This is a genomic window from Bacillus sp. NMCC46, assembly GCF_002998465.1.
In the GTDB taxonomy this organism is placed as follows: domain Bacteria; phylum Bacillota; class Bacilli; order Bacillales; family Bacillaceae; genus Bacillus.
The window spans coordinates 74,887-88,426 of the sequence record NZ_PVQZ01000002.1; the positions used below are offsets into that span (position 1 = coordinate 74,887).

Consider the following 13,540-nt stretch of genomic DNA (forward strand, 5'->3'; position numbering starts at 1 on the left):
GTGCTCATTCTCCAAATAACGTCTGAACGGCTTTTTCTTGTGATGGTTCTCTCATTAATGATTCACCTACAAGGACAGCACTCGCTCCATGTTTTTTGACAAAGGTCAGATCATCAAATGTCTGAATACCGCTTTCACTCACTAGTAAGACCTCCTTTGGAACAAGTGGTGCAATCTCTTTTGTTTGTTCAACTGTTGTTGTAAATGTCTTTAAATTTCGGTTATTCACTCCAATGATTTCAGGGGTGAATATGTTTAAGATATTTTCCAGTGTATCTGCTGCATGAACTTCGACAAGAATATCTAGTCCTTTTTCCTTCGCTTCAGCATAGAGCTCATGCAGCTGTTGCGGTTCAAGTACTTCTCCTATTAATAAAATTGCATCTGCTCCGATACGTCTTGACTCTTCTATCTGTATGGAGTCGATGATAAAGTCTTTTCTTAAAATTGGACGTGCGACGTGTTCTTTAATTAAGGAAAGATACTCGTTCTTCCCTTGAAAAAATGGTTCATCTGTTAAGACAGATAAGCAATCAGCATTTGATTTTTCGTATGCTTTTGCTGTTTGCAGAGGATCAAAATTCGGCTGAATGATTCCTTTAGAAGGAGATGCCTTTTTCACCTCAGCAATTAGACCAATCGAGCGGTGAGGGTTCATGAGCGCTTCTTTAAATGATCGTCTTTCAAAGTCTCCATCCACAGGTAACTGCAACGTTTGAATATGTTCTTTTTTGCGTGCAATGATTTGATTAAGCATAGATCTCTTCCTCTTTCTTTTTTTGTTTTAAACGAGCCAATTGTTCTTTGGCTGTGCCGTTTTTAATCGTTTCTAACGCTTTTAATGTTCCTGCCATGAGGCTTTCTGACTTGCCTGCGACATATAAAGCCGCCCCGGCATTCAGAGCTGTAATATGAAGCGGCGCCCCTTCTGTTTGATGATTCAATATATTCTGAATCAATTTTGCGCTCTCTTCCGGTGATTGGACCTGAATATCTGATAAGTATCCTTTTTCCAGTCCAAAGTCTTCCGGGTTTAGCGTATATTCTGTCATGGTACCTTTTTTGAGTTCAATCACATATGAATTTGCTGTAATCGTTAATTCATCCAGCCCGTCTTCCCCGCTCACAAACAGGACATGTTCTGGCTCTAATGGGGCAAGGGCTTTCGCCATTAATTTTGCCTTTTCCTTTGAGTACACACCGATGATTTGCTTTTTGGCTTGCATCGGGTGGCAAAGCGGTCCTAATAGATTAAATACCGTCCGGAAGCCGAGCTGCTTGCGGACTGCTGCTACTTGTTTCATCGATGAATGGTACAGTGGTGCAAATAAAAAGCCCATGTTTTTGTCTTGTATTTGTCTTCTCGTTTCTTCTGGAGTGGATTGAATGTGAATGCCAAGACACTCTAGCACGTCGGCACTTCCGCTTTTAGAAGAGACTGAACGATTTCCGTGTTTTGCGATTTTAGCACCAGCGGCGGAAGCCACAATGGCAGCTGCAGTTGATATATTAAATGTAGAGAGTCCATCGCCTCCTGTACCGCATGTGTCAACGACATCGAGCGATCTTTCCGCTGGTGCTGCCTTTTGCCGCATGGCCCTCACGAAGCCTGTCATTTCTTCAGCGGTTTCTCCTCTGTGCGCTAAAATCGATAGACTTGCAGCGACTTCAGCATCTGTTAAAGATCCGCTCATCATATCATGCATTAGCCTATGGGCTTCATTTTCTGATAGGAAGCCTCCGTTAACAAGAGCTGAAAGTCGCTGATTCATCCTGCACACTCTCCTTTTCTGAGAAAATATGTTCAGCAAGCTGAATGGCCTTCAGAAGCGCTCCTGCCTTGTTACAAGTCTCTTCCCATTCATTTTCTGGAACAGAATCTGCGACAATGCCAGCGCCTGCTTGTATGGAAGCGGTCTGATCTTTGATGCTCATGGTGCGAATGGTAATACAAGAGTCGATATTGCCGTCGAACCCAATATAGGCAATACAGCCGCCATACGTTTCCCTTGGCTCAGGCTCCATTTCATTTAATAATTGCATCGCTCTTATTTTCGGTGCCCCTGTTAATGTGCCTGCAGGAAAAGCGGACATGAGCGCATCGACTGGGTGTGTATCCTGCTTTAGCTTCCCTGTCACAATGGAGATGATGTGCATGACATGTGAAAAGTTCACAACTTTTGTAAAGGTCGGTACGGACACGCTGCCGTATTCTGCTACGCGGCCGACATCATTTCTGGCTAGATCTACTAACATGTAATGTTCTGCTTTTTCTTTCTCATCCTCTAACAGCTCTCTTGCAAGCGCAGCGTCCTCTTCTTTTGTTGTTCCTCGTTTTCTTGTGCCTGCAATGGGGTGAATTTCTAAGTGCCCATTTTTGGCATGGATTAATCGTTCTGGCGAGCTTCCGACTAAATCACGGTCTTTTAATTTCATAAAATACATGTATGGAGATGGATTCACAATGCGAAGCACACGGTATAATTCAAATGAACTCACTGACACTGGGATATCAAAGCGCTGTGAGAGTACGCCTTGAAAAATATCACCCGCTCGAATGTATTCTTTGATTTTTTCTACGTCCTTTAGAAATTGTGTTTTTTCATAGGTTGATGTCACATGTTCAAAGGACGGTGATTCGTTCATATTCCCTGATAAAATCAGTTCTTTCATATCGACCTTTGTATGGAGCTTGTGAATCATCTGTTCAAGCCGCTTTTGATTTTCTTTGTAAGCTCGTATTTTTTCGTCTTCTGTTTCATTTCCGGTTAGCTGGGTGTATTGGATAAAATGAACATGATTCGTTTCATGATCAAAGGCAATCATCGTTTGGCAGACAAATAGAGTACAATTGTCTGTCGTCGATGCGCTCAGGTGAGGCCTGACAGAAGGTTCAATGCTTGGAATAATATCGTAACTTAAGTACCCAACTGCCCCGCCTGTAAATGGGATGTCAACATCTGGTGTCTTGATTTGGTATTGCTCTTTCATCCAGTCTAGTAAGTCTTTCAGTTCTTGCTTTTTCATGACTTCCTGCCCTGCATCGTCACGTGCAATATATTGGTTTTGGTCATCATGTAAGGTTAAAAAAGGATGTAATCCGATGAAGGAATATCTCGACCAGCTAGAAGACTCGTCTCTGCTTTCTAGCAGATACACAATATCTTGCTTGAGTTTTTCGACAATTTGAATCGGTGAGAGCGTATCAACTGTAATGGTTTCAACAATCGGGATTGTTTTGTGGGACTCGCTGTCCCTTAAAAATTGGGTCAGGTTTGATTGGGAATTCATAAGCACACTCCTTAAATGGGATTAAGGAGAATGAGGGGACATATAGAGGGTTTGTATGAGTATACGAAATAAGCCTAAAAGAGGGTTGCTCTTTTAGGCAGTATGATGAAATAGACGTATCGTATCTCTGCTCAACTCTACTCATCTCAACTACCCTAGTCTCATTCTCATCTTCTCTAAGCTTGCAATGCCGTTTACACCTGTGTGTAAACTTCGGCTGTTCATATCGTATTATAATTCCTTGTTTTTTGTCAACTGTAAATCAGGGCGAAGCGTCACAGCTTCTTCCAAGTACACATGCTGCACATCTTCCTGCTTTGTGTCTGTTTGGACCGTCATTAAAACGCGAATGCAATGCTTTAGACCGCCTTGAATGTCCAGCTCCTGCATACAAGTAACAGGCACATACGTCCATCCTTCAAACTGACGAAGGGCTTTTGCCGGAAAAACGGAGTGAATATCTTGTGTAGCTGAAATTAAGATCTGCACGACACGTTCTGGATCTACTTGATTTCTTGAAATAATCGCTTCTAGCAGCTGTTTCGTTTTGTTTAACACTTCTGTTTCTGTATCTTCTGTCACAGTTGTAGCTCCACGTATCCCGCGAAACATCATAGACATCCCTCCTCCCGTTTCCATTCTTCGAGCCAGTGATGCAGCTCATCTTTTGTGAAAGACTGCAAGACAGCGTCTCCAACCTGTTTTAATAAAACAAATTGAACGGTTCCGCCTCTTGCCTTTTTATCACCAATCATTCGGTCAACAAATGTTTTCGTGGAAATGTTTTGAGTGACTTGTACCGGGAATCCGAGTTCTTTCATCCAATTTTTTAGTTCCATCCGATTGAGGCTGAGTCCCAGCTTCTTTTCGCTCACATATAGCGCAAACTGCATGCCGATTGCAATAGCATCTCCGTGCGTGATAACGCCGTATCCATACTCTGCTTCAATGGCGTGCCCAAGTGTATGACCTACATTCAAAAATGCACGCACGCCTTGTTCTCTTTCGTCTTTTTGAACAATCGACGCTTTGACTTGAATCCCTTGATACAGCATATGTGCCAGCTCGCTCTTTGAACATTCCGCCAAAGAACGAATGGACATCAGTTCTGATAAAAAGTCTTCACTTGAAATGAGGGCATGTTTGATGACCTCAGCAAAGCCTGACCTCAATTCAATTTGAGATAGTGTCTCAAGCATACTCGTATCATAGATCACAGCTTTCGGCTGATGAAATGCACCGATTAAATTTTTACCGAGCGGGTGGTTAATCCCTGTTTTCCCGCCAACTGCACTGTCATGTGCCAGCAGCGTCGTCGGAACTTGAATAAAATCAATGCCTCTCATATAACTAGCAGCAACAAAGCCAGCCAAATCCCCAATTACGCCTCCTCCCAGCGCAATGATGCACGAGGAGCGATCCAGCTGAAACTGAATGGCCTTCGTATGAATATGCTCAAACTCAGCAAAAGATTTCGACTGCTCTCCGCTTGGCACAACCACTTTATGCACAGACCACTTCTGCTTAAGTAATCGAACCATTTCATCACCGTAAATGGCATCAACAGCTGTATCTGTAACGATTAGGAGCTTCGTATAGGAATGCCCCGTGGAAGTCATCAAGTCGACGATATTGCGTTTAATCCCATCACCGATGTATACAGGATAAGTGGCTGAAGACGTCTTAACTTCCAGTGTTTTCATTAAAATTCCCTCTGAAGCTGGCGCATTTTTTCAACATTTTCTTTAATGCGGTCGATTTGATCAAGACCAAACTGCTCAACAACAGCATTGGCAATTTCCCAAGCCACGACTGCTTCTGCGACAACACTTGCGGCAGGAACAGCACAGCTGTCAGAACGTTCAATACTTGCGGAGAAAGGTTCTTTTGTTTCAATGTCAACGCTTTGAAGCGGTTTATAAAGCGTTGGGATTGGTTTCATGACCCCTCTTACGACAATTGGCATACCAGTTGACATTCCGCCTTCAAGACCGCCTAAGCGATTTGTTTTTCTCGTATAGCCCTTTTCTTCATCCCAGATGATTTCATCATGGACCTCACTGCCATTTTTAGAAGCCGCCTCGAAGCCGATACCGAATTCAACCCCTTTAAAAGCGTTGATACTCAGAACAGCACCTGCAAGCTTGCTGTCTAATTTGCGGTCATAGTGAACATAGCTTCCGACTCCAACCGGCATTCCTTCAACGATGACTTCAACAATTCCGCCAATTGAATCACCGTTTTTCTTCGCTTCATCAATGGCATCCATCATTTTTTGACCTGCTTCACTGTCGTAGCAGCGAACAGGCGACTCTTCCGTTACCTTTTGCAAATCTTCAATCGATTTATATGTCGTATTAGCTGCTTTCACTCCGCCAATTTCAAGAACGTGGCCAGCTACCTTGATTCCTAGATGAGCCAAGATTTGTTTGGCGACTGCGCCTGCTGCTACGCGAACGGTTGTCTCGCGGGCTGATGAACGCTCTAATACGTTTCGCATATCACGATGTCCATATTTAATCGCACCATTTAAATCCGCATGTCCTGGTCTAGGGCGTGAAATTTGACGCTTCATTTCACTCTCTTCTTCTTCTGTGATCGGCTCTGCCCCCATCACCTTTGTCCAATGCTTCCAGTCGTTGTTTTCAACGACAAGTGCAATAGGAGAACCTAATGTTTTCCCGTGGCGAACACCACTTAACACTTTCGCTTGGTCTTTTTCAATCTGCATTCTTCGCCCGCGGCCGTGACCTTTTTGTCTTCTAGCCAATTCATAATTGATGTCATCCTGCTCTATGTAAAGTCCCGCTGGAACGCCTTCAATAATTGTGGTCAATTGTGGACCATGTGATTCACCTGCTGTTAAGTATCTCATGACTTGATCTCCCTTCATCGCATTAACGCTTTTAAGTAAAACTATGATAACACACTTACTACTAAAAAGTCAGCTACAACCCCTTCTTTTGATAAAAGAAAGTATCAGCAGATGTCAGTCCAAACTTTTCTGGGTGAAAAATTTGTTCAGTAGAACCAACAAATAATACGCCATTTGGTTTTAAACTGCTGCTCATTTTCATGTAAATTTCTTCTTTTGCCTCTTCTGTAAAGTAAATGAGGACATTTCGGCACACGATAAGATCAAGCTGTTTTTCATAAGGATCTGCTAAAAGGTTGTGCTTCTTAAATTGAATGTGCTTTCGCACCTCATCCTTCACAGTGTAAAATGAAGAATCTTCTTTTGTGAAATATTTTTGCTTGATTTGATCTGGTACCTCTTGCAATGATCGTTCATGATACCTTCCTTTTTGAGCTGATTGCAGAACTTTATCATCAATATCAGTTGCAATAATTTGGAAGTCCTTCACAAGCGGATGGCTTGATAGAAGCATTGAGAGTGTATACGGCTCCTCTCCTGTCGAACATGCTGCACTCCATATTTTTAGGGTGCCGCTGTTTTTCGAAAGCAGCGGAAGAATTTTTTGGTCAAGCACTTCCCAGCGCTGATAGTTTCGGTAAAATTCTGACACATTGATCGTCATTCGATCCATCGTCTCATCTAATAGTGCTCTATCCTTTTCAAGGGCAGCCGCGAATGCTTCAAAATCTCTATATCCTTTTTTATCATAAAGTGACGTTAATCTTCGTTTCATTTGTGCTTCTTTATATAAATTCAGATCCACCCCGGTTAGTTTTTTCCATTTTCCGACAAATACTTGATATTGATCCATCAAAGTCCTCTCCTGTCTCATCTATCTTTGTCCTAGTATAGCTGTTTTTATCGAAAATTTGTATCTTCTCATGCGAAATTTCGTGTAGAAATATTCATATAAAAAAAGCCAAGGTGCTCATTTGATGAACACCTTGGCTTGAACATTAATAAATCCAGCTTGAGATGGTTTGATCCCAGCTTGTGAGTTCTTCTTGTTTGAAGAATAAGTTGATTTCTCTTTCAGCACTTTCTGGTGAGTCTGAGCCATGGATAATGTTTTTTCCAACCGTCAATCCATAGTCTCCTCTAATTGTGCCTGGAAGCGCTTCCTTCGGGTTTGTTTTGCCGATAATCTGTCTTGTTACATCTACTACCTGTTCACCTTGCCATACCATTGCAAATACTGGTCCTGACGTAATAAAGTCAACCAATTCCCCGAAAAATGGTTTTTCTTTATGCTCTCCGTAATGTGTTTCTGCTACTTCTTTTGGAATACTCATTAGTTTTGCACCAACAAGCTGAAGCCCCTTTTTTTCGAATCTTGACACAATTTCACCAATTAATTGTCTTTCCACACCATCAGGTTTGACCATAAGAAATGTTTTGTCCATATACGTTCTCCACCCCGTCGTTATGTATGTATAGGCTTACATTGTTACAAAGTGATCGTATCATTTTTTTTTATAATAATCAATTTTTGACAAAAAATTTCACAAAAAAACCAATCAACAACATGTTGATTAGAATTTTCGTTTACCAATATATTTGGCAATGGAGGCGAGTGACGTTTTCGCTCGTCCTCGAGGAAGTTTGTCCAGCTGTTCAAATGCCTTCTTCAAATACATTTCACTCACTCGAATCGAGCGGTCGATCGCATCTGTTTGTTTGAGATGTTCAATCACAGGCTTCAGCTGCATTTCCGTTGTTTCACTATTAATCAGCTTTAATTGGCCTTCGAGTGCCTGGTTCTTCAGTGCATATAAGACCGGGAGTGTGACATTTCCTTGTAAAAGGTCTCCCCCAACAGGCTTACCAAGCTCTTCTTCAGTTGATGTGAAATCAAGCACATCATCAATGATCTGATAGGACATACCGACATAATAGCCAAACCAGTAAAGGGCTTTATGTGTTTTCTCATCTGTACCTGCTGCTATCGCACCTAACTGGCAGCTGCCTGCAATGAGCAAGGCTGTTTTTCGTTTGATTCTTCTTAAGTATGTACGCAGATTTTGATCCATATTGTATTTGTCTTTCACTTGCTCGATTTCACCAAGACAGAGCTCGACGACCATCTTTGACAAAATTTCATGCGCCATTGGGTGATTGATCTTTGTCATATACTCAAGCGATCTTGCAAACATATAATCTCCTGTGTACATGGCAATTCGATTGTCCCATTTTGCCTTAATCGTTGGCTTGCCTCTTCTCAGCTCAGCATCATCAATGACATCATCATGAACAAGCGATGCCATATGAATCAGCTCAAGAGCAACGGCAACATATTTAATTTTATTAATGTCATAGTCGCCAAACATGCCTGAAAGGAGAACAAAAACGGGGCGGATTCGTTTTCCGCCCGCTTGCAGCAAATGAAGACCTGCTTCACTTAATAATGCATAATCAGAGCGAACTGTTTGTTCAAGCTCTTTTTCAATAATATCGATATCATGATTTAAAAAAGAGATCATTGCTTTTAGTTTCATTATTTTCACCCAAATATCGTTTATTCAAAGCTTCTTTCCGATATGTGTTGCTGCTACACCGCCTGTAAATGGATGATACGAGACATCAGACAGACCCGCCTCTTCGAAAAGAGCCGCCAGTTCTTTCATGCCAGGGAACGCTTTGGCTGATTCTTGAAGCCATGAATACTCCTGATAGCTTTTGGCAAACAGTTTACCAAAGAGCGGCATGATGTATTTGAAATAGACATAGTAGCCTTGTTTAAACCCAATCATTTCAGGCTGTGATGTCTCAAGACAGACAACCATTCCACCAGGCTTCACGACTCTTGTCATTTCCTTTAGCACCGTTAAGTAATCAGGGACGTTTCGTAGGCCAAATCCGATCGTGACATAATCAAATGTGTTATCCTCAAAAGGAAGCTCCATCGCATTGCCGTGAAGCAGTTCAATTTGATTATAGTCCCCAGTTTTCACCTTCGTTTCTCCAACACTCAGCATATTTTTACTAAAATCAAGGCCTTTGACTTCGCCTTTTTCGCCTACAGCATCAGCAAGCGCAATGGTCCAATCGGCTGTTCCGCAGCATACATCTAATGCTTTGGCTCCTTTTTGAACATTCATGAGTTTCATTGTTTTATCGCGCCACTTTTTATGCTGCTTAAAGCTGATGACAGAGTTCATTTGATCATAATTTTTATAAATTTTTTCAAATACACCGTGTACTCGCTGTTCTTTTGATTGCTGCATGACTTACCCTTCTTCCACTTTCTGATGGTACGCAGGCTCATTTTTCATATGATCCAAGCGATTTAATAGCTCTTTTTGAACGACCGGAGATGAAACAAGAAGCTCCTTGATCGATCGTTTGGCCTTTTCATAGCCTTCCTTCTCAAAGTTGTCAAAACATGTATAGGCGTCCGTATAGCTATCGTTCAAAAAAAGTTTTAAATGTTTGTCATCTTCTGCTTGTTTCATGAAACGCTTATAAACAAGGAAACGACTTGCAATCTCATTCCAATGCGTTAATTGAAAATGCTCAGAAACCCTTTGGAATAACGCAGACTCAACAGTTGCTACACTTTTGTAAAAGTGCGCTGCATCTTGAATGGATCGATCATACAGTCTAATTTTATGTTCATTGATCTCTTTGATCGCCGTTGCGAGCGTGCGAATCATGTAGATGTCTTTCATGTCAGAGAGAAGAGAATAATAGAGACCGCTGAAATAGTCTCCTGCTAGGATGGTCAGCTGACGATTTTTGAATTCGTCTTGTTTGATGGCTGCAGCAGTTGTGACTTCGTCATGGGTATCAAGGGCAATTTGTACAAGCATCGCCGTTAAAATATAATTTTCTTTTTTCTCTGCATCAATTTGAGCTTCATCAAACATTGCATGAAAAAGAAGGAGCTTATCTTCATCGATGAGTGGCGCACGTAAATGCTTCGCCAAATAAGGATGAGAAAGCTTTTTATTTAATTTTATATTTAGATTAGATAAAATTCCGTAGATGTCTTGCAAAGATATCACCCTTGTCCCAAAAATTACAGTTTCATATGTAGCCCTGCACATTGTATAGAGATTTATTATACCATATCAGCTCTCACTTTTATGCTATCAAGTGCATTCAAGTGCTTATTTCTTTGCTTCGCTTTGAATTTCACCGAAGCTCGTTTGAATGACAGCATCGCCTCTTACTTTGATCGCTGACGTATGCTCAGTAAATTGTGCAATGATGACTTCACCTTTATCGAGCTTTTCGGAATGGTGAAATCTTGTATCAGAGCCTCTAGTTAAGCCGATGACATTTACACCATTATCAATGGCTTTAATCACTACAAAATCAGATGCTTTATTTTCACTCAATCTGTTCACCTTCCATCTATTGAATTAGTCGTTTTTAATAAAGGAAAGCACTTCTGCTCTTGCCGCCGTATCATTTGCAAATGTACCGCGTACTGCTGATGTCACGGTTTTAGCACCTGGCTTTTTCACTCCGCGCATCGTCATACACATATGCTCTGCTTCAACGACAATCATCACGCCATGCGGATTGAGTGTTTCCACCATACTATCTGCAATGGTTGATGTAATGCGTTCCTGAAGCTGCGGGCGTTTGGCAACAGCCTCTACAGCTCTTGCAAGTTTGCTAAGTCCCGTTACTTTTCCGCCGCGCGGAATATAAGCGACATGGGCTTTTCCGTAAAAAGGTACAAGGTGGTGTTCACACATTGAATGGAAAGCAATATCTTTTACAAGAACGAGTTCTTCGTGGTCTTCACCAAAAATGGTTTTAAAATGTTCTTTTGGATCTTCATTTAATCCTGAGAACACTTCTTCATACATTTTTGCTACTCGTTTTGGGGTATCAAGAAGTCCTTCACGATCTGGATCTTCTCCGATGGCTTTTAATATATCGCGTACTGCGTGTTCGATTAGTTCTTTATTTATTTCACTCATGTATTATATCCTCCAAAGGCGATTACATTTCAATCAGATTCTAGCACACTTCAGATCCTAAAAGCAAAGGAGAGCGTTCTAAACGAACCTTTTGATTCAAAAGGAAAAGCCCCTTATGAAAGGGGCTTTTCTAGACCAGTGTGAAACTTTATATGTATAACTCCTGCAATAGGATCATTACACATAACGATTATTTACCTGCCACCGCGTCTTTAAGTGCTTTACCTGGTTTGAAAGCAGGTACTTTGCTTGCAGGGATTTCGATCTCTGCACCAGTTTGTGGGTTACGTCCTTTACGAGCTGAACGCTCACGTACTTCAAAGTTACCAAAACCGATAAGTTGGATTTTGTCACCATTTTTAAGTGCATCTAAAATTGTATCAAAAACAGAATCAACTGCTTTTGTCGCGTCTTTTTTAGATAACTCGCTTGCTTCAGCAACCGCGTTAATAAGTTCTGTCTTGTTCATGCCTTTCACCTCCTCCCAAAAATATGCATTCAGTAGATTGTTATCATTTCTTCACAATTCATCTTCTTTCTATACACTTTTTTCGAAAAAAAAGAGCGTCTAGAAAGCGTTATACATGGCTATTCATTAGAAAACAACTCTTTGAAGGAATGTTTGTCCAACAAAGTGAAGATTTTCTGTAAGTAGATTAACACATATGAAATACCATATCAAGCATTTTAAAGGGAAGAATCCTTATTCGTCAAGGATTAAGGGCACTTTTACGAACGAATATTCCTAATTTCAGCCTGAATCTGACTAATCTTTATACAATTGTCTTTTTATGACTCATTGAATACGCAAAAAAAGACCCCTGTCAATGAGAGGTCTCACATGCTATAGAATAATGGCGATCAAACCGCCTGATCCTTCGTTGATGATTCTTTCAAGCGTTTCTTTCAGCTTATATCTTGCATTTTCTGGCATCAGCGACAGCTTTGCTTGAATACCTTCTCTGACAAGGGAGCTGAGTGAGCGCCCAAATATATCAGAATTCCAAATCGAAAGCGGATCATCTTCAAAGTCTTGCATTAAGTAGCGGACGAGCTCTTCACTTTGTTTCTCTGTTCCAATAATCGGTGCAAATTCACTCTCTACATCTACCTTAATCATATGAATAGATGGAGCAACCGCCTTTAATCTCACGCCGAATCTCGAGCCCTGCCTAATGATTTCCGGCTCATCTAAACTCATATCTGACAAGGCCGGGGCCGCAATCCCGTATCCCGTCTGCTTCACCATTTTTAATGCGTCTGATACTTGATCATATTCTGTCTTCGCATGCGCAAAATCTTGCATGAGCTCTAGAAGATGGTCTTTCCCTCTAATTTCCACACCAACCACTTCTTTTAGAATATGATCATATAGATCATCTGGGGCGTACAGGTCAATCTCCGCAATCCCCTGACCCATTTCAATCCCTGCTAAGCCCGCTCTTTCAATAAAGTCAAATTCGCTGAATTGACCAACGACACGGTCAACATCTCTTAATCTTTTAATATCCTTTACGGTTTCCTTCACTGAATCCTGATAACTTTCTCTCAGCCAATGATCTTCTTTCAGCACCATGACCCAGCTTGGCAAGTTCACATTCACCTCTAGGACTGGGAATTCATATAATGCTTCACGAAGCACACTAAGGACGTCTTGCTCTCTCATACTTTCTACACTCATGGCGAGTACTGGAATATCATATTTTTGGCTGAGTTCCTGCCGCAGCGCTTCTGTTTCAGGGTGATATGGCCTCACAGAGTTGATCACCATAATAAACGGCTTTCCAACCTCTTTGAGCTCATCAATCACACGTTCTTCAGATTCAATATAATCATGTCTTGGGATTTCTCCAATGGAACCATCTGTTGTAATCACAACACCGATGGTTGAATGCTCTTGAATGACCTTGCGTGTGCCAATTTCCGCTGCTTCATGGAACGGGATTGGCTCTTCATACCACGGCGTGTTGATCATTCTTGGACCATTTTCATCTTCATACCCGCGCGCACCAGGGACTGTGTATCCGACACAATCAACAAGCCTGATGTTGACATCAAGACCGTCACTCACATGGATCGATGCCGCTTGATTCGGTACAAATTTTGGTTCAGTGGTCATAATGGTTTTTCCTGCTGCACTTTGCGGCAATTCATCCTGTGCTCTTGCACGATCTGCCTCATTATTGATATTCGGGAGCACCACGAGCTCCATAAACTTTTTAATAAACGTAGATTTCCCTGTACGAACAGCGCCAACGACTCCTAAATATATATCGCCTCCTGTTCGTTCAGCGATATCCTTGAAAATATCGACTTTTTCCAAGTGATCCCCTCCCGGACTTGCTATCCTCGTTTTCAAATAAAATACTCTATTCTTCAATCAAACTGTGCTTGAAAG

The 13,540-nt window shown here is 41.6% G+C and carries 15 protein-coding genes; all 15 read right to left on the reverse strand.

All coding sequences use genetic code 11. The annotated features are described in order from the left end of the window. Positions 1-4: 4 nt before the first annotated feature. A complete protein-coding gene (gene trpC / locus C6Y01_RS05875) occupies positions 5-757 on the reverse strand; it encodes an indole-3-glycerol phosphate synthase TrpC (RefSeq protein ID WP_106037940.1) in 753 nt (250 codons plus the stop codon). Beyond that, positions 750-1,772, reverse strand: coding sequence for an anthranilate phosphoribosyltransferase (trpD, locus tag C6Y01_RS05880; protein WP_106037941.1), 1,023 nt, complete (start codon positions 1,770-1,772; stop codon positions 750-752). The genes trpC and trpD overlap by 8 nt, the downstream gene beginning before the upstream one ends. Continuing rightward, complete coding sequence (trpE, locus tag C6Y01_RS05885; RefSeq protein WP_106037942.1) at positions 1,744-3,291, reverse strand: anthranilate synthase component I; 1,548 nt, start codon at positions 3,289-3,291, stop codon at positions 1,744-1,746. Before trpE ends, trpD begins: the two co-directional genes overlap by 29 nt. A 231-nt stretch (positions 3,292-3,522) precedes the next feature. Next, positions 3,523-3,906 carry a chorismate mutase gene (gene aroH / locus C6Y01_RS05890; protein ID WP_034661065.1) on the reverse strand — a complete coding sequence of 128 codons (384 nt, stop codon included), beginning with the start codon at positions 3,904-3,906 and terminating at the stop codon, positions 3,523-3,525. Then, the gene (aroB, locus tag C6Y01_RS05895; protein ID WP_106037943.1) at positions 3,903-4,994 is read right to left on the reverse strand and encodes a 3-dehydroquinate synthase; all 1,092 of its coding nucleotides are present in this window, start codon (positions 4,992-4,994) and stop codon (positions 3,903-3,905) included. Before aroB ends, aroH begins: the two co-directional genes overlap by 4 nt. After that, positions 4,994-6,166: a chorismate synthase gene (aroC, locus tag C6Y01_RS05900; protein WP_034661068.1), complete on the reverse strand. Its 1,173-nt coding sequence runs from the start codon at positions 6,164-6,166 to the stop codon at positions 4,994-4,996. Before aroC ends, aroB begins: the two co-directional genes overlap by 1 nt. Before the next feature lie 73 nt (positions 6,167-6,239). After that, positions 6,240-7,019: a CheR family methyltransferase gene (locus tag C6Y01_RS05905; protein ID WP_034661070.1), complete on the reverse strand. Its 780-nt coding sequence runs from the start codon at positions 7,017-7,019 to the stop codon at positions 6,240-6,242. A 145-nt stretch (positions 7,020-7,164) separates the two neighbouring features. Continuing rightward, entirely contained in the window at positions 7,165-7,611 is a 447-nt protein-coding gene (gene ndk / locus C6Y01_RS05910; RefSeq protein WP_034661072.1) for a nucleoside-diphosphate kinase, read from the reverse strand. A gap of 129 nt (positions 7,612-7,740) precedes the next feature. Further along, the gene (hepT, locus tag C6Y01_RS05915; RefSeq protein WP_034661075.1) at positions 7,741-8,703 is read right to left on the reverse strand and encodes a heptaprenyl diphosphate synthase component II; all 963 of its coding nucleotides are present in this window, start codon (positions 8,701-8,703) and stop codon (positions 7,741-7,743) included. 24 nt (positions 8,704-8,727) lie between these two features. Further along, positions 8,728-9,432 carry a demethylmenaquinone methyltransferase gene (locus C6Y01_RS05920; protein ID WP_095285339.1) on the reverse strand — a complete coding sequence of 235 codons (705 nt, stop codon included), beginning with the start codon at positions 9,430-9,432 and terminating at the stop codon, positions 8,728-8,730. A 3-nt stretch (positions 9,433-9,435) separates the two neighbouring features. Next, on the reverse strand, positions 9,436-10,203 hold the full coding sequence (locus C6Y01_RS05925) for a heptaprenyl diphosphate synthase component 1 (RefSeq protein WP_034661078.1): 768 nt from the start codon (positions 10,201-10,203) through the stop codon (positions 9,436-9,438). Between the two features lie 114 nt (positions 10,204-10,317). Further along, entirely contained in the window at positions 10,318-10,548 is a 231-nt protein-coding gene (gene mtrB, locus C6Y01_RS05930) for a trp RNA-binding attenuation protein MtrB (RefSeq protein WP_008344541.1), read from the reverse strand. A 24-nt stretch (positions 10,549-10,572) separates the two neighbouring features. Beyond that, complete coding sequence (gene folE / locus C6Y01_RS05935) at positions 10,573-11,142, reverse strand: GTP cyclohydrolase I FolE (protein ID WP_034661079.1); 570 nt, start codon at positions 11,140-11,142, stop codon at positions 10,573-10,575. Between the two features lie 190 nt (positions 11,143-11,332). Then, positions 11,333-11,611, reverse strand: a complete 279-nt coding sequence (gene hbs, locus C6Y01_RS05940) for a non-specific DNA-binding protein Hbs (protein ID WP_003215863.1) — start codon at positions 11,609-11,611, stop codon at positions 11,333-11,335. 375 nt (positions 11,612-11,986) lie between these two features. Continuing rightward, entirely contained in the window at positions 11,987-13,465 is a 1,479-nt protein-coding gene (gene spoIVA, locus C6Y01_RS05945) for a stage IV sporulation protein A (RefSeq protein WP_008344534.1), read from the reverse strand. Between the last annotated feature and the right edge of the window lie 75 nt (positions 13,466-13,540).